We start from the raw sequence: 24,499 nt of genomic DNA on the forward strand, positions 1-24,499 counted from the left end.
CTGGAGATACGTTCGAGGTCACCGTGACCACGCTTGCTTCGGATCTCAACAAGTTGTGGAGCTGAGAGTTGCTTCCTTCACGCCCACGACTCCGAGGCTGGAATCCGTCGAGTCTTGGCACCGGCGGATCGGCGACAGGCGCCGCGGGCCGAGCGAACAAGTCGGCGGCTGCGGCCGTCGACGCGGCATGCCAGACACTTCCGGAGCTCCGCGGATGGTCGGGGACATCGCACACAGCCGCGGTTCAGATGTTCGGGCGCGCCAATTCCGCCGGCTCAGCCGTTGCGGCCTATGCGACGAGCGTCGCAAAGGCACTGTCGGATGCGGCCGAGCCCATCGGCACCGCCCGCACCAACCTGCTCACCAAGGCTGACGAGATCGAACTCGGCGATCTACACGTGACGAACGCGTGGGTGGTGTTGATCAAGCCGATCCCGATGACCGCCGAGAAGGCTGAGAAGCTCCAGAAGGACGCCATTGCAGCTCAATCCGTGGTCAATGGACTCCTGCTCGCTGTCGGCGACGCCGACGATGCTGCCGCGGCCTCTGTTCAGACCGCGGCTGAGGGGCACGGATTCGTCCTCAAGAACCCCACGATCCCTTTCCTGCCGGGCGCGATCAAACCGTCGGACGAGGTGCCCAACCCTCGATTCCCGACAGGACTGATGCAGCAGAGCCTCGTGAGGTCGGAGGACATGGGCGTCACGGTTCGCGAGACCACCAAACACGAGGACAAAGAAGGCAATCGGGTCACGACCATCCACATGCAGGACGGAAGCAAGCAGGTGACGATGGAGATGAATCCGTACCGAGGCCCCGTCGCGACCCAACGCGTCAACGAGGTGCAGGTCTCGCACATCGACAAGGACGGCAAACCCATCTCGAAGACCGTCTCCTGGGAAGAATTCACCGGAACCAAGGTCACCTCGACGACGTGGGCCGATGGCACGAACCTGTACGCGCAGGAATGGCCCGACGGTTATAGCGAGGCCCGGGTGACGACGGCTGACGGTCGAAGTGGTCTGGTCCCCAAGGACAGTCCGTTCTTCACACATCCGGTTGCAACGTCGGTCGGTGGTGCGATGAGCGGGATCGACGAATACGCAAAGCGCGGTGGCGGCATCCCGAGTGTCAGCGCGGACGACGTGAAGAAGATCGGTGTCGGAGCCAAGTTCGCCGGTCCGGCCATCGGCATTGGGACTGCCATTTATGACGTGGCCGCTGCCGGTGAGGGCGAAAAGTGCGCAGCGGCGATTTCTGGAGCATTCGGGGTCGGAGGCAGTGCACTCGGCGGATGGGGTGGCGCCGGGTTGGGTGCGCTGGGCGGCGCAGGAGTGGGCTCGGTACCTCTGGCGATCGGAGGCGCTGCGACCGGGGCGGTGGCGGGCAGCTGGGTTGGCGGCTGGGTCGGTTCGAAGGTCGCCGGGGTGGTCTGCCCGTGACGCAACTGGGACCGCCCGGTCGATGGTCGGACAAGACGAAGCGCTTTCAGATCAGCGTGGTGGTGTTCGCCGGTTTCGCGGTGCTGTGTGTCAATTGGGCAGTCCAGACTGCCGTGCGCGGCGAACTGATGACAACCGCTGTGGCGGTCGGACTGGGCAGCTTCGTCGTTGCCCTGACCGCGAATGCTGTGAGAGTGCGCTTTCGAAGGTCGGTTGTGCCGCGAGCGACATTGAGTGACGACGCGACTGTCATTCGACCAGATGCCCGCTGCGTGAGGGTGCTGATCATCGGATGCTTCGGTCTGATCGTCAGCGGCACACTCTTCGCGATCCTAGCTCCGCTGAACAGGATCGATCTCGAGCTCTCCGGCGGTCAGCGCCTCGTCTTCACCTTCGTGTCCGCGTTCGCCGTGTGTGCGACCGTGCCGTGGCTGATCCGTTCTGCATGGCGCGGTGGCCCCAGGATCGATCTCAGCCCGGAGGGGGTCGACTTTCACGTCGATGGCAAGGGTGCGTCGTTTCGTTGGGATGATGTCGTCGCGATCATCGATCACATTCCTAACGGCAAATCCAATACCGGACATCCGATCACGATCATCGGTGACAGTGATCGCACTTATACGTTTGACGGCGCTGACTCGTACACGCCCGGCGGGGCCGCCCTCTTCTGGTTCCTCCGGTTCTACTGGCTCACGCCCGACGGTCGGGCAGAGCTGGCAGGTGGCCGGGCGGTCGAAAGGTATCTCGCGGAGGAGCTGCCTGCGATCTGAGTATTGTTCCTTAGTCGAGAATTTGGACGGAGGCCGGATGCACTTGAGCTCCCGTCACGCTGGCACCGGCATCGTCAACGCGAGGACCTTGGCTCACTAGCCAAGACGGATGTGGCTCCAGTGACTCGCGCGTACGCCGTAGGCACGATCGGACACCGTGTCAGATCATATTCTCCGTCGGTTCGGTCCCATCATGATTCTGACAACGGATCACCACTGCCAGCGCAAGCCACTTCTGGTCTCCCGACAAGTGGCACGGCCATCGGTCTGGAAGACGATGGCGCGAGCTCCGAGCTGAGGGCACGGAGTGCCAATTCGCACCTTAGGTGCTCGCGATACAGCCTTGCTCTGCCATGAGTTGGTTAAGGCTGAGCAGTAGAGGGTTCCGTCGGACGAGTCTCGACCGAACTCGTGCACGTAGCACGGCCCGCCATCCCGTTGGACGGATGACGGAGCGGCGTCGGCGACGCCTGCGCCTAATGCCGCAACGACGGCGGCGCCGCTAAGGAGACTGACGCCGATCGCGCGGCTTAGTCCAGATGGCGATCGTGTCATCTCATAGCCCCTGACGAGTTGCCGCGGACGCTCTGAAGACGCCCGTCTCGAAAAACTCAACCTTGCCATGCGGATCGAACCGATGCGTACAAGTTGGAGTCATACGAATGATCGAAAATCCAAGGGTTGGAGATCTGTTCCCGACCGGACGAAGTGCGTGAAAGGCTCACTCAGATACGGCGCGAACCTTCCACTGAACCCGCCGCATCGCCTGATATGTCTGATCCGCATCGAACCCGCTGAAGTCGTCCCACTCGTGTCCCAGTCCGAGAACCTCACTGCCGAAAGCAACTTCAGCCGCACCCAGACTTCGCCGCCATTCTGCAGCGGTCAGGCCGAGGCCCTCGCTGATCCGTCCAGCGGCCGCGGCGCTGTCGGTGTAGAAATCGGCGGCGCCGCCGTAACCGAGGGCGCGGGCCAGGTCGTCGGTCATCGCGACCACGCCGCCCCACTGGAGCAGGCCGGTGATGAGGAAGTCCTTCTCGACGTCATCGAGCTCAATCGTGCGAAGCTCATCTGCACTCACGGTGCTCACGCTACCTCCGGAGGTCATGGGATCTTGGGTGCAGGGATGCCGGCGACGCCGGACAGGTCATCGAGCAGCTTCTTCGCGCCGAGACCATTCGATCGCAGGAAATACTGAGCGCCCTCGATCGGCTTGAACATCGTCGCCGGTGCGCCGTTGCGAGCGGCGAGGAAGATGCCCGACACCGGATCGAATGTCACGAGGCGCCCCTGGCTGCGGACGGTCCACCACGAGGCAGGCGGATTGGACGCCCACCGGTTCGCTCTCGCCGCGTACTGGCTCGCCGTCCAGCCGGGGAACTCTGCACGATGGTCTTGCCAGTGGGTCCACGCATTCTGAGCTGGCGTCCTGTTGTACGGGGACGAGCCATTGGTCCATCGGAAGTTCTGGCTCTGGAAGTTGGAGCCGAACTGCGGAGGCACCTGATAGGGACCCGGCTGGGGCCGAGCAGGTGGCGCAGGTTGTGCGAAGTCGCGCTGCGGATTCCGATTCTTCGGCGGCGTCGATTGCCTCGGAGACGTGATTGCCCCACGGCAGCTTTGCTTGGCGTACTGCAGGCGAGTGTTGTAGGCGTTGATCTGCGCGTTCACCGCGGCGACCGCACCCGGGTTCCGGCGGTCGGTCGCGGCCTTCAGCGCGACCAGTCGATTGTGCTCGACCTTCAGCTCGGCGGACAACTGAGCGCACTGGCTCTCCATGATCGCGTGCGCCTCGCCGGCATTGCCCGACATCACGCCCGCGGCAACTGCCAAGGCGAGGGTCGCGTACACGACCACTCGTAGCGCATTCACCAATCTGGTCATCCTGGTCTCCTCGGTCGGCTGTGGGTGTCACGCTAACCACGGATCACGACCGTCGTAATCGTTCACATGACCGATGCGCGTGCAGAACTGGGAGAACACATGACGTCATCGGATGACATCGACGCCATCGTCCGACTCAAGTACCGGTACTGGCGCGCGTCGGACGCCAAAGATCCGAAAGCGATTCGCGCGTGCTTCATTCGGGAGGGAGCGCGGATCGACTACGGGCCGATGGGCACCTTCGACGACGCTGATCAACTTACTGAGATGTTCAGTCAGGTTGCTTTACACAAGGTCCAGGGCCGGTACGCCGTTTTGGATATGCATCACGGAATGCACCCCGACATCGAGCGCACCAGTGCCACAACAGCTACGGGACGATGGTCGCTGAGATTCCGTCAAGTCAATCTGCTGAACGACACGGAGACGGTGATGATCGGTGAGTACGACGACGAGTACGTCATCGAAGATGTGGAGTGGAAGATCGCGGCGAGTCGTCTGACCGAACGATGGTCGATCAGACGTCCGTTTGGCAGTGATGCTCGGATCTCAGTCGGAACCTTCGCGGACGCGGACGAAGAGGATTGAGTGCCTATCGACGTCGACTGAGTTCGACGCGACGGTAGAACTCGTCCGACTCCGGGCGGTGCAGTAGTACTACGACTCCAACCGTGAGACCGGCCATCGCGAAATTGATTGCTGCTGAGGTAGGCATATCCGAACGGATCGCGTTGATGATGCTGAGCATCGCACCGATGAGACCGAGTACGGACGCAGTCGTTCTCGCCCACCCGATAGTTGGCTCGAGCCATCCAAATCCACACAGCAATACACGCTGCACTGACGGCGATGGCCAACAGCACGCTGACGTTCAAGGCGGTGTCGACATCACCGTCGACATTGGAAACCGCACCAGACGCCAGCCGGCGGCGAAAGCGCAGAGCTGCGTTGTTCATGGCGATCAGCGCCGCTGTCATGCCGACGAGCTGGAGCACCGCTCCGGCGTACATCAGGCCGACGCCGTGAGCAGTGTGCCCGGCCGTCTGGGCGAAACGGGCTCGGCAACGCGATGACCCCAGACGCAGGTTGGCCGTCCATTCGCATGGCGTTGAGCGTAGAGAAGTTGAGCGTAGAGAAGCTGTACGCGGGCGCTGGTCTGTCGGTCGATCAGTTGAACGACCTGGAGGCGCTTGCGGAACGGCGCGTACCTTCAGACGCCCGCAGGTGAGCGATGCGGTTGTGACAGCGGGATCGTTCCCGGGCGACGAGTGAGGACCCCCGACCCGCCGGCGAGCAGCGAGAGCCACGTCAGTGCCGCGAGCACGAGCGCGAAGCCCCCGGAGACGACGATGGCGGACGGCGCGGGGAAGTAGATCGCGACGGCGATGGGCGCAGCGATGACGATCAGGGCCGCGCCGAGACCTGCGAGCGGCACGGTCGCGCCGGACGTCCGCGCGGTGATGCGCGGGAGCAGAGCTGCGCACCCGATGACCAGGAGCGTCGAGATCATGACGTCGCTCGGGCGGTGCCAGCCGGATGCGACCAGCTGGAAGTCGATGACGACGGCCCAGGTGCCGGCCAGGGCGGCGACCCACGGACGGATGATCGTCGGCGACGCGAGTACCAGCGCGACGACTATCGCGGCGACCGCAGCGGCGTGACCGCTCGGAGCGGAGTTGCCGGCGTCGGTGATCCAGTCGTGCAGCTGCGGGCGCTCGAGGACGTGATCGCGCAGGAAGCGCACCACGCCGATAACGATCGGCACGTATGCGAGCAGCGCGAGAGTCGCGAGCAGGTGCCCACGCGTGATCCGACCGCGGGCGATCAGCGCTCCGACGCAGGCCAGGGCGGTGACCGCCGCTGCGACGCTCAGCCAGAGCGTGGGTGAGGTGACGATGTCGATCGACAGCTCATACGGGACCTCGGAGACCGGGTTGAGGGAGCGCACGATCTCGAAGAGCCGCTGGTCGACGAGCTGACCGGCAGACGTCCGAACTGCGACGATGTAGACCGCCGCGGCCAGCACGATCGACGTGGCTGCGACGGCCACGGATCGCCAGCTCACTGTCGACGTCGAGGTGGTCTGCGCTCTCACCGGCCCGACGGTAGACGGTCAGCCTGGGAAGCGGCTGGGAAACCCCTCTCGTGTCGGTCACGAAATGGATGCGGCGTCGCGGGGGTCGGTGAGGTCACGCATCGTGTCGAGCAGCGTCGTGTAGACCACCGAACCGTTCTCGCTGGTGTCGGCCGCGATCACCGGCGGGTTGTCTACCTCCGGCGCGAACAACCACCAGACGTTGTGCCACGGGTCGACGAAGCGGGCGATCGAGTAGCCCCCGTAGAAGGGGGCGATGTCGGTGACTACGCGAGCGCCGCGAGCCGTCGCACGCCGAAGAACGCCCGCTGCGTCGTCGACATAGACCTGCGTGAGAGCCGGCGTGAACGGCCAGTCGGATTTGCGGTCGGCGACCATCAGGATCGAGTTCCCGATGTGGATTTCCGAATGGATGAGAGTGCCGTCGGCAGCCGCATAGTCAGGCGTGTGCGCGTCCGGGTCCTCGACGGCATCGAAGACGGCGATGAGGAAGTTGATCAGGTCGGCTGCGTTGTCGGTGACGACGAAGCCGTTGACGGTGTTCGTGGTGGCCATGTGAGTGACCGTATGAGGGATTGAGGACGGTTCGTGTCCGTGATCTCGCACGGATTGTCAGTCCGATATGCGAGAGTTCACACGCAGCGAAAGGGAGGGAGCGCACCGATGCCGAGGATGATTCCCGACTCTCCGAAGTTCCTGAACACCAGCGAGCGGAAGATCTGGAAGTTGCTCTCCGAGCAGCTCTCCGACGATGACCTGGTCGTCTACGGGCAGCGCATCACCGATCACGACAAAGACTATGAAGCAGATTTCGTGGTGGGCATCGCAGGGGCAGGAATCGTCTGCATCGAGGTCAAAGGCGGCGAGGTCTGGCACAACGGGAAGGTCTGGCTCCAACAGCGTGGTCTCGAGGTCTCGCCTCGTCGCATCAACCCCGTCGAGCAAGCGCTGCAGGCGTGCTACGCCCTGCGCAATTACGTCGAGTTCGATCCGCAGTGGACGCACGGCCGCGTTCGATGGGATCACATGGTCTTGCTGCCTCATTCGACGGTCCCCAAGGACTTCGCACTTCCGGAGTGCCCACGTTGGAAGGTGATCGACCGAACGCAACTCGACGATCTGTTACCGCTCATCCGGCGCGTGCCCCTCGAGAAGACAACCAACCTCCCGATGGTCGACGCACAGGGAGTCGCTCAACTCGAGGTCGTCCTGAGTGGACGTGGGCTCCCGCAGCGTGACGTTGTCGCACGCGCGCTGCGCAACGAGAACGCAGCTGATGCGTTGTCCGAAGAGCAAGCCATCATTCTGGACGCCATCCGCCAATTGCCTCGCGTGGAGGTGCGAGGAGGAGCAGGCAGTGGGAAGACCTTCTTGGCTGTGGAGCAGGCCCGTCGACTGGCCCGTTCTGGGCAGCGCGTGGCGCTGATCTGTTACTCGCACGGCCTCGCCTCGTTCTTGGAGCGTGTGACCAAACTGTGGACGAAGTCGGAGCGCCCCGCATACGTCGGCGAGTTCCATGAACTAGGGATCAAATGGGGTGCGGCCCGAGGGCCGGACGAGAACGTCCGAACAGAAGAAACGTCGCGGTTCTGGGAACGTGAACTCCCGCAGCAGATGACGGAACTCGCCGATGGTCTGCCCGTCGATCACAGGTTCGATGCGGTTGTCGTCGATGAAGCGCAAGACTTCGCCGACGAATGGTGGCCACCGATCTTGGCGGCTTTGCGGGACTCGGAAGAAGGTGGGCTGTACGTCTTCAGCGACGAGGCGCAGAGGGTTTTCGACCGTCAGGGTTCGCCGCCGGTACCGCTGGTTCCGTTGGTCCTCGACCACAATCTGCGGAACACCAAGCAGATCGCTGAGGCGTTCAAACCACTTGTCGGGCAGCGGATGCAATTACGTGGCAGCGACGGACCAGCGGTGCGCTTTGTCCCTTGTGCTCCGGACGATGCACTGAACGTCGCCGATGACCAGATCGATCCGCTGCTGGACGAAGGGTGGCGACCCGAGGACGTCGCGCTGCTGACCACGGGCAGCCGACATCCCGAACAGGTCGCCCGGCAAGCCGAAGGACATCGCGCCTACTGGGGCACCTTCTGGGACAAGAAGCAGGTGTTCTACGGACATGTGCTCGGGTTCAAGGGTCTTGAGCGTCGAGTGGTGGTGCTGGCGCTCAACGAATCGGAGCCCAGGGACCGTTCACGGGAGCGCCTGTATGTCGGGTTGTCGCGTGCGCGAGATCAATTGATCGTGTGCGGTGACCCGGAGTTCGTGCGTGAGGTCGGGGGAGAGGAAGTCGCGCGGAGGTTGGGGTTGTAGTCGCGCCGCGCTGCCCGAATTTTGTCGGTTGCGTGGGGTATCTGTTCGGTACAGCCCCGACGAATCTTTGTTCATGGCCACCGCAGAATGGGAAACGGACTCTGACTCAACATCTACTCACTGCCAGTCGACTGGACGTCGTCGGCAACCAGATCGGGACGTGGGTCGTCGATTGCTCGTGCGGATGGACCAGCGGCAGGGCTCGACGACGCCGCTCTGGTTTCGAGATGGCCGAACGAGAACATCCAGTCGAGACCGATTTGCAGGTCGCAGCCGATCGAATGCCGCCGCCGGCGACCACGTGCCCCGTGCTGGGCAAGCGGCGGTTCTCGACGAAGCAAGGTGCCGAAGCCACGTTGAGCTCGTACTGGCGCAACCCGAACAAGCGCGGACGCATGCCGACTCGTGCGTACCAGTGCCGTTGTGGCTGCTGGCACATCACCTCACGGCCGTTGCACAATTAGTCGACCTTCGTCCACACCATGTCGAAGTCGGTCTCGAGCTCACCGCCGGACTTCGCGGCTTCCCATCGCGCGGTGATGGTCCGACCGTCGTTGCTGAAGCGTCCGACGAATCGTTGCTCGAAGGGCTCGCCCTGTCGCCAGAGTTGCCACTCGGTGTCGTCGATGGACATGTCGTAGATCCGACACACCCCGCGCTCGTCTGAATAGAGCTGCGTGAAGGTGCCTTTCGCGCCGTCGCAGCCGATGATCGCGACGCTCGCCGGTGCCTCCGGCAGGTCGATCTCGCCACGCTGGATGACGTGCGCGTGGTCGGGGAGCCACTCGATGACTTGCCGGCCGCCACCCGGCCACGGCGTGCCATCGGGCCAGGCAATCGCCAGGTCCCAGGTGCCGATCAGCGGTTCGAGCGCTCGCAACGCCGTCTCTGCGGTGGGCTGGTCCATGGTGTTCCTCTCGGCCGTTGGAGTCGCAGTATCTAAGATGCCGACCAGACATCGTCGAGGAACTCATCGCTGCGGCACACTTCGAGCATGACCTCGTCCGACGACCGCTGCGGGCCGCCACGCATAGACCGTGAGCGTCTCGATCGTGTGCTGGTGATCGTGTTCGCGCTCGTCGGGCTGGTGCAGACGCTGATCCTCACCGTGCTGCCGTTCGTCGCCGACCTCCCGCGCAGCACAGTCGAAGCGGCCTTCATCAGCGGCGTGAACGTGGTCGGCTACGTCAGCATTGCCCTCATCGCGGCACAGTCACTACTGCAGCGCCGCCTCCTCCGTATTGTCGCGTTGTCGATGATCGGGGTGACAGTGGCGACGGTCGCACTCGTCCTGGTGTGGTCGGACTCGGGGACCAACGGCACGACCGTGCTGGTCGCGATGTCGACGCTGATGGCGGTCTTCGTGCTGGTGTACTCGCTCGTCAGAGGGCGTGGCTGACCCCGCCGGCCGCGTCCCAGACCACTCCGCGTCCACGTGCATCGGGAATCACGGCGAGGATCGCCTCGCGTACCTCATTCACGGGATGCCCGAGTAGTACCCCGTAGGCGACAGCGACACTGGGCGTGCGCTGATGGCCGGCGACACAGTGCAGAAGAACGGTCTTCCCTTCTGCGCGAAGCCCCCGGACGGCGTCCGCTGTATCTGCCATGACGAAGTCGAGATGGGGGTTGTCGGCAGGGTCGTCGGAGTCCATCAACCGCGATGCGACGACATCGGTGGCGCCGGCGAAGCAACTCTGCGTCCGTCCGACGCGGCACATCGAGACCACCGCATCGGCGGCATGCTCGACGGTCGCGTGGGTGCCGAGCAGCACTCCGGCGTCGAACGGATGGGGTATGACGTCCCGGGACGCCCGCTCCGAGTAGCCGACCTCGTCGACTGTTGGCCACCCCTTCGCATCGGGGTTGCCACCGCGTGCCGCCAGGGTGGCGAGTCCGACGAGGTCGTGCGCGTCGCTGAATCGACCATCTCGCTTCGGCCAGCCATGCACCGCGCGTCGCCAGAACCACGGGACAGAGCCGGCGCCCCACCGCGCGCCGAGCAGACCGCCGGCGATGGCGGCGACGGTGTCGGTGTCGTTCCCGATGCGGACCGCCGCGTGGAGAGCGTCCTGAAAGTGTCGACACTCGGCACCCGTTGGCGCAGGAGTCTGCAGTACAGCAGAGGCCGCGGCTTGGAGGGCTGTGACAGTGAAACCGTTCGGTGAGAACGACTTCGGGTCATCGTGAGCGGCCGAGTCGAGCCAAGAGTCCCACTGATCGACACGGTCCGCCGGGATCAGGTCGAGGCCGGCGCGAACATCGAAGCGACCGTCCAGCACAGCGACGCGGATGGCCTCGCACCAGAGCACACACGAGTCGCCGGCCAGCGGATCGGCATGCGTCAACGACGCGACGAGGCGCGCCGCGTCGGCGAGCCGCCCTCGGTCGCCGAGGTGGGCCAGCGCAACCGGTGCAGTGCGCATCAACGCGCCGTTGCCGGCCGAGTGCGGATGCGAGGCCGCGTATCGCGCTGCCTCATCACGCATCACCCGACCGATGCCGCCTTCTCCAGAGCGCAGGCGCCGACGAGTGGCACTCAGGACAGCTCTGGTCTGAATGCCCACGTCGTCGGGATCGCCGTCGAACCATCGCATGAAGTTGTCGGCGATCGCATCCAGAGAGTCGGCGGCGGTCAGGACTGCGCCGGTTGCAGCGACGTCGGCGATGGCCATCGCCATCGACGTGTCGTCACTCCATTCGCCGGGCGCGAAGTTCCCGAGCCCACCGCCGAGCATCCGTGCCCGCTCGCCGTCAGCAGGCATCGGGATGGAATCGAACTCGTACGGCACCCCCAAGGCGTCGCCGACGGCGGTCCCGAGGACTACACCAGCCGCGCGATCCATCTGGGCGTTGGTCAATCGCAATCTGGTCAACTGGGGTCCTCCCGGTAGGTGTGAACGGCGAACTGCTGCAACTACTGCGGGCGGCGACGGCCGCGCTTGCGGTTCTGCTGGTGGTACGAGTCCCGCGTCATCTTGGACATGTACATCGCGCCCGACAGCTCGGACATCTCGCTCATTCGATCCACGTCGGCGAGCTCTACCCGGATCGCGTCCGCAGAGCCGGCCGGGGCGATGCCGACGGCGTCATTCAGCCGCTCCCGTGATCGAGCGAGGAATTCGCCACCGGCCATCAGGTCGCCCGACTCAAACGCCTTCGACGCCTCGAGCTTCGCCGACTGCGCTTCCTGGAACAGCTTCTCCGACTGCACTGTCGGGTCGGGAATCCGATCTCCGAGCTCATCGCCGGGCACCACATTGACCGAGATCGGCAGCGACACCGTGTGCTCGACCAGATCGGGCATCTCGACGTACTGGAGGTCGAGTCGGGCGACCTGAACCACTCCGAGTGCTGCCATGCCGTCGACGCCCAGGCGCAGCAACAGCTTTCGCTCCTCTCGTGCATACAGGTCACCGAGATCGATCATGACCTGACCATCGCCGATCTGGTTGGCGGGTAGATCGTTGTAGAGCTGAAGCATCTGGACCTGCGGCTCGTAGTGCACAGTGATGCTGACTGCCTGGGCGACCTTGGAGAGCAGACCGTCGACTTCGCCGGCGATCGCGGTACTTGCCGCGTCGGGGTTCTCGGCAAACACGTGATTGCCGTTGCCGGAACGCGCAATCGCGGAGAGCATCGTCTCGTCGTAGCCATGCCCGTAGCCGAGCGTCGATGTGACAATGCGATCGCGAGACGCCTGTGCGGTCACGTCAGCCATCTGATCCGCGTCCCGGATGCCCGCATTCACGTGACCGTCGCTGACGACGAGGATGGTCCCGCCGCGAATCCCGGAGGCCTTGGTCGCTCGGCGCAGTTCGCGCAGGCCGCGCAGGTAGCCGGACGACAGATCGGTGCACCCGCCCGGGTGCACGCCGCGGATTCGCTCGATGACCGCCGGCTTGTCCGTGAGCGGACCGGCCGGGACGACGACCTGCGCGTCGTCGTCGAAGGTGACGAGACCGAAGACGTCGGTGGGCTCGAGGCGCTGCACCAACGTGATCAGAGCCTGCTTGGCCCCTTCGATGGGAGCGCCGTGCATCGAGCCGCTGCGATCGAGGACGATCTGCAGAGCGCTCGGCGCGCGGGCCGCCGTCGGCGGGCCGGCCGGGGCTTCGAGTTCGAGCATCACGGTCACCTCGTCGTCGGCCTCGTGAGCCACGACGTTCACATCCAGAGCGGCGGAGAACTTCATCGCTCTACTCCCTTCTCCGCTCCGGCATCCGACCGGAACGACTTTTCGCAAAACTGAGGTTAGCACTTTGCGCAGACATTCGAATAGTCTTCGAGGATGCCGAACGCATCCGACAACCGGCTGAGCGACTACCCGCGACCCAATGTGGCCGTGGACATCGCGGTCCTGACCGTCGTAGCTGGTCAGGTGCACGTGGTGGTCCAGCGCATGCCTGAAGGCGAGCAGGCGGCATTGCCCGGACGTTTCATCCGCGAGCGACGGACTGTCGGTGACACTGTTTGCGAGGTGCTCGAGCTCAAGCTCGGCCTCTCGGCTGATGACGTCCGCCCACACCTGCTCGAGGTGTTCAGCGAACCTGACCGAGACCCGCGAGGGTGGACTGTCTCGGTCGCGCACTCTGTTGCGCTGCCGTCCGACGAGCTGGCGCAGGTGATCGGCGAACTCCAGCCGCTGACCCTCGAGGGGGCGCTGGAGTCAGGCGAGCGATTGCTCTACGACCACGACCTGATAGTGGCAGCAGCCACCGACAAACTGCGCCGGCGCTACGAGGACCAACCGGATCCCGATCACCTACTTCGCCCGCCGTACACACTGACGGACCTGCGTGAACTTCACGAGGCAATACTCGGGCGGCGTCTGATGCGCGACTCGTTCAACCGTCGGGTCGAACCGTTGTTGGCTCCTCAAGTCGATGCGATGGGGAAGCCAGAGACCCGTCTCGGTGGCGGTCGACCGGCTCGGTTGTTCAGCCCGAGCAATCCGCCGACCGCAACATTCGGCTATCGGCTCCCGAGCGCAGATGAGAAATGACAGCGGATTCTCAGTAGAAACCGGAACCGAAGTCGGGCGGCAACCGTCTTATGGGTAACGCGTGATGCGACAGGGGTCTTCGACGATGGAGGCGTGTCGCGCGGGCCGACAGCCGGCTACGTGAGGGGTCGCCGGCTGTCGGCGCCCTATCGCGCGGTCGGGGCGCTGACCAGCTGCCAAGCTTCTGCCCGTTCGCGGGACTGATGCGTGGAGATTGCGTCCCGCCCACCGCTACCTACTGCAATGACGCGGGCGGAGCTATCCATTCGGGGAAGTTTGGCGGCAGTTGGTTGACGGAGACTTCAAGCGCCCAGTCGCCAACGTCGTGCCGGGGGTGGAAGTCCCACGGCCTGGACGACGGGAGAACCCAGCCTGGAAATTTCTGCTTCCACCAGCCGGTGCATGTCGGCTGGCTGTAATTGCCGTCAGGGTCATCTTCTAGTGCTGTGACGGTCCACCCGGAGAAGACATCCCAGTTGGGAACTTGGAGGCCGTTGAAGGAGTGTGACCGGGATCTGTCGGGAGTAGGGCGACCTTCTGCCGAATCGCGTGGGCGTTGTAGCTGGATGGTGAATGTCGTCGGATCGGTTTCGGTGGCGAATGTGCTGGTAGAGGGCATTGTAGCCCTGTGTGTGCGAAGCCATTGGCGAAGAGTGCAGACTGTCGCCTTGACCGATGTTCCCGAATGCTGAAGATGTGCCAGATGGTATGAATAAAGAACCGTCTGAGGGCCGTTGTTGCCGTTTTCGGGTTGATCCTTTGAGCCGAAGAGGGAACTGTACCGTTCCGCCGATATATCGGCGATCGCCGTTGCGTAACCGGGGAAAGATCGCTCGACACCCGCCCACAACGCCAGAGCTCCAGCCTCCAGAGTAGCCCTCACTAGCTCGGCAGGCCGAGATTGCAAGTCGACCTCAGGCACAGCCGACCAAACGGTCGAGTAGGGCGTGACTGTTTGAATGTCTGCAGGAGCGTTCTTACTGACGGATTCGCACGAAGACAGAACTAAGAGCAGCAAAGCGGCCATCGCGCACCGTAAAGTACACCGACTCAACGCGGCCACCTATCGCTGAGTTCGGGCGCCTCTCTCGTAACCTCGTCGCGCTTGGCTTCGAGCTTTGACTCATCGCTATTTCCAGATCGGTCTGCGAGCTGGTGAACAACAGTCTCCAATCCGGAGGTTATCTTCTGTTCTCCGTACTTGGGCTCACCGAACTCGTTCTGGATGGCGGCGATTTCGTCAATGCTCTTCAACCGACCGTCAGCGTGAAACCAATCCTCATGAGCACCGACGAATGCGGGGTCCAATTCGGACTCCGTGTCGCCGGGAATCGAGTCCGCGATTAGTCGTCGGATCGCAGCCATGTCCTGGGTGTCAGGTCCAGTGGGGTTGAAATCTGGCGCGAAGTCCTTCGGGTCGAACCCGGCGGCTGTTGGTTCCTTTCCTATCAAGGTCTGGACGAGACTGTCCTTTACAGCATTGGCCACTTCGGCGCCAGGACGAGGAATCGTGTCGAGGGTAGGCTCTCCGAGCTTCAGCACACCTTCGAAGAGGCCCTTCTTCGTTTGCCAGGCATTATGCGCCGCTTCGTAAGCGGAACCTGCTGCGTCGTCGGACGAGTATGCGATCCCCTCGTCTATCAAACCCCGCAGGTGTCCCAGCAAGCTAATCTTCTCGGCGGCGTTGCCGTCACTACCTGAGCCGAGTTGCTGCCCGTACTCGTCAGCGGCATGCTGCAGATCCTGAATAGCTTGGCCGTAGAACACTTTCGCGGACTCGTCACTTCCACCGAAGAGAGCGTAGATGCGTGACGCTCCCTCGAAGTCGCCGGGCTTGCCGGGGCTGTGGCGGACGTCGTCTGCATTGAAACCGAGCAAGCTATTGTCTTGCTTTCCAGCGAGGTCGTCTGCGTAGGGGGACATCGAGCGAGCCAGAGTCTCGAGGAGCTTCGGATTTACCTGGCCTACTGACTGTCCGTCGGTGTTCGGTATGTCTTTAAGGGCAAGCCAACCCTCATGCGTATGTGCATACTTGGCCACCTCATGCATCGTCTCACCCGTCAGACGAGATAGATGGACGTCGACGCGGTCGCTTGGGTCGTCGACGTGCGCTGCGTCTGGCGCGGTCTCGAACACCGCACCCGCGATAGCTCCCTTGTCTGGCCATTTCGTCGTTAGGAGATCATGTATGTAGTCTTGCCCATTCGGGCCGGCCAGCGCGTCACGAAGGGACACCTTGTCCATCGCGCCGGCAGTAACCACGTCTTGGATGTCTCCAGCCGCCGTGGCGCTGTGCAGGCGGGGCATCCCGCTATCGTCGTATCTAATTGCGCCATCGACGAACAGAGTCCGGGCGCCCGGTGCCGGTGCCCCGTCAGCAGTGTGTGTTACCCCAAGGTCTTGCTCGTAATGCGCCTGAGCGTTTGTGTATTGGCGACCAACTTCGAGGAGTCTGCTGTCGAGCGCGCTGCCCGCAGCGTAGCGGGAGTCACCGTCCTTCAACAGCTTTCCTATCGCTGAATTATCGGCTACGCCATTCATTGAGGTGATCGGACCTCGCTGCGAGACCAGATCTGGGCGAGTGAGCGAGTTCTTCATGGACTGTGGGAGCATAGCGAAGTTGCCGTTTCCGGATTCGCTGTGGACGTTCTCGTTCGAGATCACGCGAAGTCCGTTGGCCAACGCAGAGCGAAGCTCGTGATCACCCGGCTGAGTGCCGAATTCGCGAAATGCTTGAGGCCCTTTAACCTCTCCTGAGCCTACATCCACTGCACCAGCAGCCTGACGCATATACTTCATCTGATCAGTGCTAAGCTCGATGGCTTCGCCGGCGTTCAGCTTCGCGAGCTGAGCGGGAGTCAGGCTCATACCACGGAGAAACCGTGCCCGCTGCTCGGGACTCGCAGTGCCCGTCAAGATGGCTCTTGCGTCCGCTGCCGCCTTGGCAGGGTCGATCGAGCGACTGTTTTGAGCAATCGACGCGGGCGTCAAGTCAGCGATGGAATCCAGACCGGACTGAATGCTGCTGCTTGCCGCTCCCACTGCTTGATCAGCGGCTTCACCGAGACTCTTCAGCCGTCGGTGCCAATCGTTCGCCGTTTGCTGGTCAAATTCAACGTCGCCACGCGCACTCTTCTTGTCGAAGTCTACCGAGTACTCGCGATCGCCTGTACGCAATACGTATCCTGCATCAGCTGCGTCGCCTCTGGCGCCGCGCAGTGCCGAGATAGCGCCCGCGATCGAGGGGGCCGCATCCTCCATCGCGGTTGCCAGGTCTCCGTACTTGTCGGAGAGGTTTCGCATCCACCGTGTCTCGGCCGCTGCTCGTTCGTCGGCTGCAGTTCGGGCGGTCCCTTTCCACTGGGCATTGGTGAGATTGCGGACTGGATCACCGATCCTGGGGGCCTCGGCATCCAACTTTGCTTGGAGGGACCGAAGGCCCTTAGCAACGGATGTCAAGGTGCTCGGCCTCCACGACGTGATGGACGCGTAAGTCGGTGTCATCGTCTGTTATCGGGATCGACGGCAACCGCCGCGGGCAGGGGAACTGTGGCTCGGACGTCTGCCGCCGTGGAATCATCGACGCTGGCGACGATGTCACGGCAGCCGGACACCAATTCGGACCAACCTCGCACATGTTCGCCGCCATTACGCAGACTCGTCTTGATCTTTTGATCGCCGGTTGACGCGATACCATGCATATTGTTTGTTGCCCCGGAGAATGATCCATCGAGTAGCTCGAACGAGGGCGACATCCTGAGTAAATTAATCCGACTGGCTGCGCTCGCGATCTTCTTCGCAGAACCCGAGATTGCAGGCTTGTCTACGGTGAAATCGGACATCTTCCCCTCCCTAGTGCATGACAGTCTCTCATCTGTCAGTTTGACGCGCAGATCGGCGTGGCGGTTCCTCCATTCGAACGACTAGTTGGCCGATCCGAGTCGAGGTGGCGACGCTGAGGCGAGCCCGTTTTCCGGGCGGACCACAATCTGCCGCCCACCGGACCGCCGTGTGGATATTGCACGCCGCCCGCCGCTGGACGGCAGATTCTGGTCAGCCCCCAGCCCGGCAACCCCAGCCCGGCCCACCCAGCCCCCAGCCCCGCCGCCCAAGCCCCTGCACACACACCCACCCCGACCACTCACCGCCAGATCCCGACCACCCATCGAGCAAGCACCTCAATACTGAGGACAAACCAGCCCGGCATCGCGCAGACTGATCCCAACACGTGCATGCTTCGCTCGCCGAACAATCTGTGCGGACAGGTCGAGTTCACTTCTCCGCCACCGAGATTTCATCGCATCCGCGCGACAGCGGTGTCGCAGAATTCGCCATCGCACAACGCATCTGACGATCGCTATGACCGAATGTCAGGACAACGCGGGGCGCCCGGAAATCGGGTGCCAATACCGGATCGGTTACGTCCTCCTGGGACACAACCGTTCTGACGACCGCTTATGACACCTCACTGCTCGGCATCTACGGCTGTGATGTCGTCACCGACCGATATGTGTCAGTAGCAGAACCGCTTTCGCGATCGCAGAACCGCGTGCGTGTGTCCATCGACACAGCACCCACCGTCTTGTCGCTGTCGGTGTAGTCCTCTACCGTCTGTCGCTGTCATACGTGACAGTAAATTGCTTATGCACTTGCTTGTCCTCACCCGCAATCTTCTGGAGGAAGCATGCTCGAGATGACGTTGCCCGACGCGGAAGCAGCCCAGCCGCGCCCGGCTCCGCGTCCAGCCAGTTCGCCGAGAAAGGTCGACGGGCCCGTCTCGCTCGTGCTGGCAGGCGCGAAAGAGGCAGTCCGGCTTACCTTTTGGATCATCGTCTATGGCGTTCGCGCGGCTCTGACGCTGCGTGTCGCCCGTAATCGAGAAGTCGCCATCGCGCGACTCGTCCGTGGGTTCCTGCTCCGCATGGGCCCGATGTACATCAAGGCCGGTCAGGTGCTCGGCACCCAGACGGGTCTCATCACGGCGGCCGGCGCCGAGGAGTTCCGGCACTTCTTCTCGGGTGTCGACCCGATGGAGCGTTCCGAGCTGCACGCGGTTCTCGAGCAGGAGATCCCCGACTGGCGGACCCGCTACCAGACCTTCGACGAGGAGGCCATCGCGGCCGGCTCGGTCGCGCAGGTCCATCGGGCAACGCTGCGTGACGGCACCCCGGTCGTGCTCAAGATCGTGAAACTCGGTGTGCGCGATCAGCTCACGGTCAGCACCTGGACTCTCGACAAGATCCTGCGCGTCGCCAACGCGCTGTTCCCGGCTGTACGTGCGTACGACGCGGTGAACCACTTCGCCGAGATCCGTCCGCTGCTCGTCGAGCAATGCGACATGCGGGCCGAGGCGCAGAAGCAGCAGGCCATCCTCGACAACTTCTCGGGACACCCGTTCGTGCGGGTGCCGGCGGTGCACCACGAGGAGTCCACCGACGAGGTCCTGGTGATGGACTATGTCGACGCGATACCGGGCGAGCATGCCGAGCGCGTGCGGTTCCCGGCACCCGAACTGGCGCGTCGTATGCAGGACACCGTCTACACGATGGCGTTCTTCCACGGCCTGTTCCATGTCGACCCGCACCCGGGCAACATGATGTTCACCGACGACGGCGTGCTGATCATGCTCGACTTCGGGCTGGTCGGGCATCTGAGCGAAGACGACAAGTGGGCGTTGGCCTCGTTCTACTACGCCTGCATCCGCGGCGAGTGGCAGCTCGCGGTCGAACGCTTCACCAGTGCTTTCGTGCCGAGTGCACCGCACCTGCTCTCCGACCCGACCTACACCGAGGCGATGCAGGCAGTGCTCAAGAAGCACTTCGACGAGATCAGCGACCACTGGTCGACGATGGCGTTCTTCGACGACGCCACGCGGCTCCTTCGCGAGCACCGCGCGCGCGTCACCACAGCCTTCTCGCTGCTGGGTCTCGCGTTCCTGACCGGTGAGGGCGTCGTCTCCGTCATCGATCCGCAGATCAACGTCTGGGAGAACGCGCGCCGCTTCACCGACCGCTTTTCGCCGTTCATGTCGGACGACGTGAAGAACCGGTTCGACGACCTCATCGAGGCGCAGATCCCGCTCTCGATGGCGCACAAGAACGACCCCAACCGAAAGGTCATCGCGCCCACCCACTTCGACCGGTACGCGCTCCCGAGTGCCTACCCGCTGATCGTGGAGTCGGCCAAGGGGTGCCGCCTCACCGACATCGACGGCAACGAGTACATCGACCTCGCCAGCGGCTACGGTCCGCACATCCTGGGGTACGGCACGCCGGTCGCCATCGAGGCGATCTCCAAGTCGGTCAACCAGGGAGCGGTCAACGCGCTGGGCAACGTGCACGAGATCGAACTGGCCGAGGTCATCGCCGACGCCTTCGGCGGTGACACCCGTGTGGTGCTCTCCAACTCGGGCACCGAGTCGGTCATCATGGCGCTCCGCATCGCCCGCGCCCACACCGGCAAGCAGCGGGTGGCCAAGTTCGAGGGCCACTACCACGGCTTCTCCGACCAGGGCATGGTCTCGTCGTGGTTCCGCTACAGCGGCGCCGCATCCAGCCCGAACCCGATCAGCAACTCCGCCGGAGCCCAGGAGGCCCTGGTCAAGGACACGCTGGTGCTGCAGTACGGCTCCGAGCGCAGCCTGCAGCGCATCGCGCAGCACGCCGGCGAACTGGCCGCGGTGATCCTCGAGCCGATGCCCGCAGTCCAGGCCGGCTACAACGCGCAGTTCCTGACATCACTGGTCGAGACCTGCCGTCGGCACGGCGTCCTCGTCATCTTCGACGAGGTCGTGTCGGGCTTCCGGGTCGCCTACGGTGGCGCGCAGACACTGGCAGGCGTGACGCCCGACCTCACCTGCCTCGGCAAGATCATCGGCGGTGGGCTGCCGGGTGGCGCGGTCGCGGGACGACGGGAGGTGATCGAGACGGCACGAACATCGAACGATCCGTTCGTCGACCTCGAGACGCGCGCCTTCGTCGGCGGCACCATGAGCGGCAACTCGATCACCGCCGCCGCGGGAGCTGCGGTTCTCAAGCATCTGCGCGACAACCCGCAGATCTACGAGAACCTCGAGAGCAAGACCGAATACCTCAAGACCCGACTGGAGAAAGCAGCAGTCGAGGTCGGCGTGCCCACCCAGGTCAAGGGTGCACGGTCGGTCTTCTCGCTCAGCTTCGACTATGCGCGTCCCACCCTGGTCCGTGATCAGATGGCGGGCACGAACGTGAAAGCGACGCTGGCGCTCTCGTACTACATGCGCAGCCACGGGGTGTACCTGCCCGAGCTGCACACCATGCTGCTCAACGACGCGCACTCGATCGGTGACCTCGATATCGTCGCCGACGCGTTCGCCGAGTCGCTCAGCGAGATGGATTCCGAAGGGTTCTTCGTCCATTGACGACCATCGAGCTCCGGCGGGCCCGCCACCCTCACGAGGGTGGCGGGCCGTCGCCGGTCGATGACGAAGCGCCCACCGGACTGTTGAATCGGTGGGCTGCCTTGATCGTCCGTTGGCGCGTCCTGGTCCTCGCGGTGTGGGCACTGATCATCGCCTTCGGCGGGGTGTCGTTCCTCATCGTCGAGGAGGAGCTCGGCTTACCCGATTACGTCATCTACAACTCCGAGTCGGCGCAGACCGAGCAGCTGATGCACTCGGAGTTCCCCCAGTTCGGCAACGAGCAGGACGCCATCGTCATCACCTCACCGCGCGGTGGGGTGGACACCGACGCGGTGCTGCGCGAACGGACCGAGCGCATCGCCGAGGCCGTCGGCCGGGATGCGACGGTCACCAACGTCATCGGTCCGTACACCGACCTCACGACCGACCAGATCAGCAGCGACAACACCTCGACGCTCACCCTTGTCGCGCTCAACGGTGATGCGCAGGAGCGGTCGAAGGTCGCCGACCGTCTCCAGGGCATCGTCGACACCTACCTCGGCGGCACCGACTACCGCGGCTACCTCACCGGACAATCGCCACTGAACAACGCTCTCACCGAGGTCGAGAAGAAGGATCAGGAGACCGCGGAGATCATCGGTCTGCCGATCGCCTTCCTGGTGTTGCTGTTGACCCTGCGCTCGCTCGTGGCATCGCTCATCCCGCTGCTCGCGGCGGTCAGCGGAATCGTGCTGTCGAGCACTGTGATCCTGGCGCTCACCACTGTGATGAACCTCGACACCTTCGCTCTCGTGGTGGCAACAGTGCTCGGCCTGGGTGTCGGCATCGACTACGCGCTCTTCGTCGTCAGTCGCTTCCAGGAAGAACTCGCGCGCGGCAGACCCGTGCCCGATGCCGTCACCACCAGCATGCGCACATCGGGGCGGACCGTCCTCACCGCGGGCTTCATCGTGATCATCGCGCTCGGGTCGCTGCTGATCATGCGGGGACACCTGTTCGTCGAGCTCCCGGTGGTCTCGACCATCGTCGTGCTCAGTTCGATGATCGCGTCGGTGACGCTGCTGCCAGCGCTGCTCGCGACGCTCGGCCATCGGGTCAACGCACTCCGCCCACGGCTGCCGGAGCCGATCGCCCGACGACTCGCGGCCCGTCGAGCACAGGAGACAGCGCCGGTCTCATTCGACGACGCACTGCACACCGGGATCTGGGCACGGGTCAGCTCAGCCGTCATGCGGCGTCCGATCCTCGCCACCGTTCCGGCGCTGCTCGCGCTGCTGCTCTGTGCCGCGCCACTTCTCGGTATCCGCCTCGGACTCGACCTCGGTCTGTCGTCGCTCAACGACACCAAACCCGGCATCGGGCAACACACCATCAGTCAACAGTTCGGCGCGGGCGCGGTGTCTCCGGTACAGATCGCAGCGTGCGCGAAGAGCGGCACGCTCGACGACCAGGCCATCGCCGCCGTCGGTCAGTTCACCGACTCCGTCGACCAGGACCGCCGAGTCGTGTCGACGACATCGATCGTCCGATTGCTCGACGAGACGCCCGGCGGACGGACGCAGGCCAACCTGAGAGAACTGTCGGATCAACCCGGCTTCTCGCAGTTCACCGGCGCGCTGGTCGGCGAATCCGGCAGTTGCGCGTACATCTCGGCACAACCGGCATCGCCCGTCGACAGCCAGGAGACGTTGCAACTCGTCGACGACCTGCGCGCCATGAATCCACCGCTGCTCGACCTGAACATCGGCGGGATGTCGGCGCAGTACCGCGACATGGCCGGGGAGACGGCCGCCAAGCTCGGCATCGTCGTCGCGGTGGTCGTCGTGCTGTCGTTCATCTACCTGGTGATCGCCTTCCGCAGCATCGTGCTACCTCTCAAGGCGACCTTGCTCAATGTGCTTGCGACCGCCGCATCGATCGGGGTCACGGTCGCGGTCTTCCAGTTCGGCTGGGGCGAGAACATCTTCGACTTCGAGTCCGCGGGATCGCTGCAGGCCTTCTTGCCGGTGGCGTTGTTCGCGATCCTGTTCGGCTTGTCGATGGACTACGAAGTCCTCATCGTCAGTCGCATCCGGGAGCAGTACCTCAAGACCGGGAACTTGAAGACCGCTGTGCCGCAGGCGATGCAATCCAGTGGCAAGCAGGTCACCGCAGCTGCCGCCATCATGGCTGCGGTGTTCGGCAGCCTGGTCCTCGCCGATGTCCTCGAACTCAAGCAGCTCGGCTTCGGCTTGGCCCTCGCGGTCTTACTCGACGCCACCATCGTGCGAATGGTGCTGGTGCCGGGCGCGATGATGTTCTTCGGTGACGGCAACTGGTGGATCCCGAAGTGGCTGGAGAAGCGACTACCCGCGGAGCGTGCACATGGGTGAGCAGACTGTCGACCACCGCAGCGGACCCGACAGAGTCGACCAGGGGGCGACCGACGAGATCTCGATCGGCCAGGAGGCCGAAAGCGAGCGGTCGTCAATCGGTGTGACCGGCCGCCAGCTCGTCGGGCCGGCGCTGATCGTCGTCGGGGTGGCTGCGTCGACGGTGGCAGCGGTGCTGGCCCTGGGGGCTCTCGGAACCGCGCCCGGCATATCTGGCACATTCGACTACACCGTCACCGCGACGACGGGTGACTCGACCGACAGTCGAGCAACCATTTTGGACCCTTGCTCTCTCGACCGTCCCGTGGCCGCGACGATCGCAACGGAAGTGACCGAGAGGCAGCGTATCTCGTCGGTGGCGCCCACCGACGAGAAGCACGTGACCTTTCAGGCCGGACGCGTCGTCATCACCGGCGCCGCGGCACAGGGCATAACGGCGTCGACGAGTGATTGCCGATCCGGCTTGCTCGCCGCGTCGGTCGATCAGGTGACCGTCGATCGGAAGTCCGCTCTGCCACAGCAGGATCTGGTGTCGCGCGAGCAGTTGCTGCCGTCCAGTCAGGGCAACTCGGCACGCATGTCGCCCATAGCCGACCGAGCCGGGGTGCAGTACCAGCTCCCGCCGGGAACGTCGTCCTCGGGAACATATCCGGTGTTCGAGGCGGCCACCCGCACGACGAATCCTGCCCGCTTCACGGGCAACGCGACCATCGACGGACTCGAGGTCCTCGTCTTCGAGAGCTCCGTGTCCCGCCCGGCCGCCGAACCTGCAGAGTTGGCCGGGGTCGACCACCCGGCACGGGGGTCCATCACCCGACCGTCGAGCTGGTTTCCAGGTCTGCCGCGACCGGCCGACGGACCCGATGACATCACCGCACATGTGTATGTCCAGGACACCCAACGGATTTTCGTCGAACCACGCAGCGGTGTGATCGTGAACGTGGTCGATCGCATCGACCAGACGTTGCGTGTCGCGGATCCGAGGCTCCCGTCCGAGACCCGGGACGACTACGCGTTCCCGTACTTCCGCGGAGAGCTGAGCTACACCGGGGAGACACAGCGGTCGAGGATCGAGGCGGCCCGCGAGTACATCGCCGACGATCGCCTGATGCGCGTCATCACACCGATCATCGCGGCCGGCGGTGGAATCGTGGTGCTGGGCATCGGGGTGTGGCTGACCCGCCGACGCGTGACGCCGTGAGTCGAGAACGCC

At 63.9% G+C, this 24,499-nt stretch carries 18 protein-coding genes; 9 read left to right on the top strand and 9 right to left on the bottom strand.

Going from position 1 to position 24,499, the window contains the following annotated elements; translation table 11 throughout:
* Positions 1-248: 248 nt before the first annotated feature.
* Together GS4_RS15180 and GS4_RS15185 are read left to right on the top strand one after the other, a co-directional pair.
* Positions 249-1,442 (top strand): hypothetical protein, encoded by a 1,194-nt coding sequence (locus GS4_RS15180; RefSeq protein ID WP_007622039.1) that lies wholly within the window; start codon positions 249-251, stop codon positions 1,440-1,442.
* Positions 1,439-2,212 carry a hypothetical protein gene (locus GS4_RS15185; protein WP_007622041.1) on the top strand — a complete coding sequence of 258 codons (774 nt, stop codon included), beginning with the start codon at positions 1,439-1,441 and terminating at the stop codon, positions 2,210-2,212. The genes GS4_RS15180 and GS4_RS15185 overlap by 4 nt, the downstream gene beginning before the upstream one ends.
* A 721-nt stretch (positions 2,213-2,933) precedes the next feature.
* Here the strand turns inward: GS4_RS15185 and GS4_RS15190 are convergent.
* Together GS4_RS15190 and GS4_RS15195 are read right to left on the bottom strand one after the other, a co-directional pair.
* A complete protein-coding gene (locus tag GS4_RS15190; protein WP_157226637.1) occupies positions 2,934-3,293 on the bottom strand; it encodes a hypothetical protein in 360 nt (119 codons plus the stop codon).
* A 23-nt stretch (positions 3,294-3,316) separates the two neighbouring features.
* Entirely contained in the window at positions 3,317-4,096 is a 780-nt protein-coding gene (locus tag GS4_RS15195) for a hypothetical protein (protein WP_007622046.1), read from the bottom strand.
* A gap of 66 nt (positions 4,097-4,162) precedes the next feature.
* Between GS4_RS15195 and GS4_RS15200 the strand changes: the two genes are divergently transcribed.
* The gene (locus tag GS4_RS15200; protein WP_245555693.1) at positions 4,163-4,684 is read left to right on the top strand and encodes a nuclear transport factor 2 family protein; all 522 of its coding nucleotides are present in this window, start codon (positions 4,163-4,165) and stop codon (positions 4,682-4,684) included.
* A 622-nt stretch (positions 4,685-5,306) separates the two neighbouring features.
* Here GS4_RS15200 and GS4_RS15205 read toward each other — a convergent pair.
* Both GS4_RS15205 and GS4_RS15210 read right to left on the bottom strand, forming a co-directional pair.
* Entirely contained in the window at positions 5,307-6,191 is an 885-nt protein-coding gene (locus GS4_RS15205; protein ID WP_083862732.1) for a phosphatase PAP2 family protein, read from the bottom strand.
* 57 nt (positions 6,192-6,248) lie between these two features.
* Positions 6,249-6,746: a VOC family protein gene (locus tag GS4_RS15210; protein WP_007622052.1), complete on the bottom strand. Its 498-nt coding sequence runs from the start codon at positions 6,744-6,746 to the stop codon at positions 6,249-6,251.
* A gap of 108 nt (positions 6,747-6,854) precedes the next feature.
* Between GS4_RS15210 and GS4_RS15215 the strand changes: the two genes are divergently transcribed.
* Complete coding sequence (locus GS4_RS15215) at positions 6,855-8,510, top strand: NERD domain-containing protein (RefSeq protein WP_007622054.1); 1,656 nt, start codon at positions 6,855-6,857, stop codon at positions 8,508-8,510.
* Positions 8,511-8,970: 460 nt separating this feature from the next.
* On the opposite strand, the gene GS4_RS15225 is transcribed toward GS4_RS15215, so the two are convergent.
* Positions 8,971-9,417: a hypothetical protein gene (locus GS4_RS15225; protein ID WP_007622056.1), complete on the bottom strand. Its 447-nt coding sequence runs from the start codon at positions 9,415-9,417 to the stop codon at positions 8,971-8,973.
* An 87-nt stretch (positions 9,418-9,504) separates the two neighbouring features.
* On the opposite strand from GS4_RS15225, the gene GS4_RS15230 reads away from it, so the two are divergent.
* The gene (locus GS4_RS15230) at positions 9,505-9,909 is read left to right on the top strand and encodes a hypothetical protein (RefSeq protein ID WP_157226638.1); all 405 of its coding nucleotides are present in this window, start codon (positions 9,505-9,507) and stop codon (positions 9,907-9,909) included.
* Here GS4_RS15230 and GS4_RS15235 read toward each other — a convergent pair.
* Both GS4_RS15235 and GS4_RS15240 read right to left on the bottom strand, forming a co-directional pair.
* Entirely contained in the window at positions 9,893-11,386 is a 1,494-nt protein-coding gene (locus GS4_RS15235; RefSeq protein ID WP_007622060.1) for an ADP-ribosylglycohydrolase family protein, read from the bottom strand. The genes GS4_RS15230 and GS4_RS15235 overlap by 17 nt on opposite strands.
* A gap of 41 nt (positions 11,387-11,427) precedes the next feature.
* Positions 11,428-12,705 carry a vWA domain-containing protein gene (locus tag GS4_RS15240; protein ID WP_007622062.1) on the bottom strand — a complete coding sequence of 426 codons (1,278 nt, stop codon included), beginning with the start codon at positions 12,703-12,705 and terminating at the stop codon, positions 11,428-11,430.
* Positions 12,706-12,801: 96 nt separating this feature from the next.
* Here GS4_RS15240 and GS4_RS15245 point away from each other — a divergent pair, with 96 nt between their 5' ends.
* Positions 12,802-13,515: an NrtR DNA-binding winged helix domain-containing protein gene (locus tag GS4_RS15245; protein ID WP_007622064.1), complete on the top strand. Its 714-nt coding sequence runs from the start codon at positions 12,802-12,804 to the stop codon at positions 13,513-13,515.
* A gap of 1,050 nt (positions 13,516-14,565) precedes the next feature.
* Here GS4_RS15245 and GS4_RS15250 read toward each other — a convergent pair.
* Positions 14,566-16,818, bottom strand: coding sequence for a TPR repeat domain-containing protein (locus tag GS4_RS15250; RefSeq protein ID WP_051989735.1), 2,253 nt, complete (start codon positions 16,816-16,818; stop codon positions 14,566-14,568).
* Between the two features lie 197 nt (positions 16,819-17,015).
* A complete protein-coding gene (locus GS4_RS25635) occupies positions 17,016-17,357 on the bottom strand; it encodes a hypothetical protein (protein ID WP_007622070.1) in 342 nt (113 codons plus the stop codon).
* Positions 17,358-18,199: 842 nt separating this feature from the next.
* Here GS4_RS25635 and GS4_RS15255 point away from each other — a divergent pair.
* From GS4_RS15255 to GS4_RS15265, 3 genes are read left to right on the top strand one after another with little or no spacing between them, the layout of a single operon-like run.
* Complete coding sequence (locus GS4_RS15255; protein WP_007622076.1) at positions 18,200-20,914, top strand: aminotransferase class III-fold pyridoxal phosphate-dependent enzyme; 2,715 nt, start codon at positions 18,200-18,202, stop codon at positions 20,912-20,914.
* Positions 20,911-23,286, top strand: a complete 2,376-nt coding sequence (locus GS4_RS15260; RefSeq protein WP_051989736.1) for an MMPL family transporter — start codon at positions 20,911-20,913, stop codon at positions 23,284-23,286. Before GS4_RS15255 ends, GS4_RS15260 begins: the two co-directional genes overlap by 4 nt.
* Entirely contained in the window at positions 23,279-24,487 is a 1,209-nt protein-coding gene (locus GS4_RS15265) for a porin PorA family protein (protein ID WP_007622080.1), read from the top strand. The genes GS4_RS15260 and GS4_RS15265 overlap by 8 nt, the downstream gene beginning before the upstream one ends.
* Positions 24,488-24,499: the final 12 nt, after the last annotated feature.

It is taken from the genome of Gordonia soli NBRC 108243, from assembly GCF_000334455.1.
GTDB classification, from domain to species: Bacteria; Actinomycetota; Actinomycetes; order Mycobacteriales; family Mycobacteriaceae; genus Gordonia; species Gordonia soli.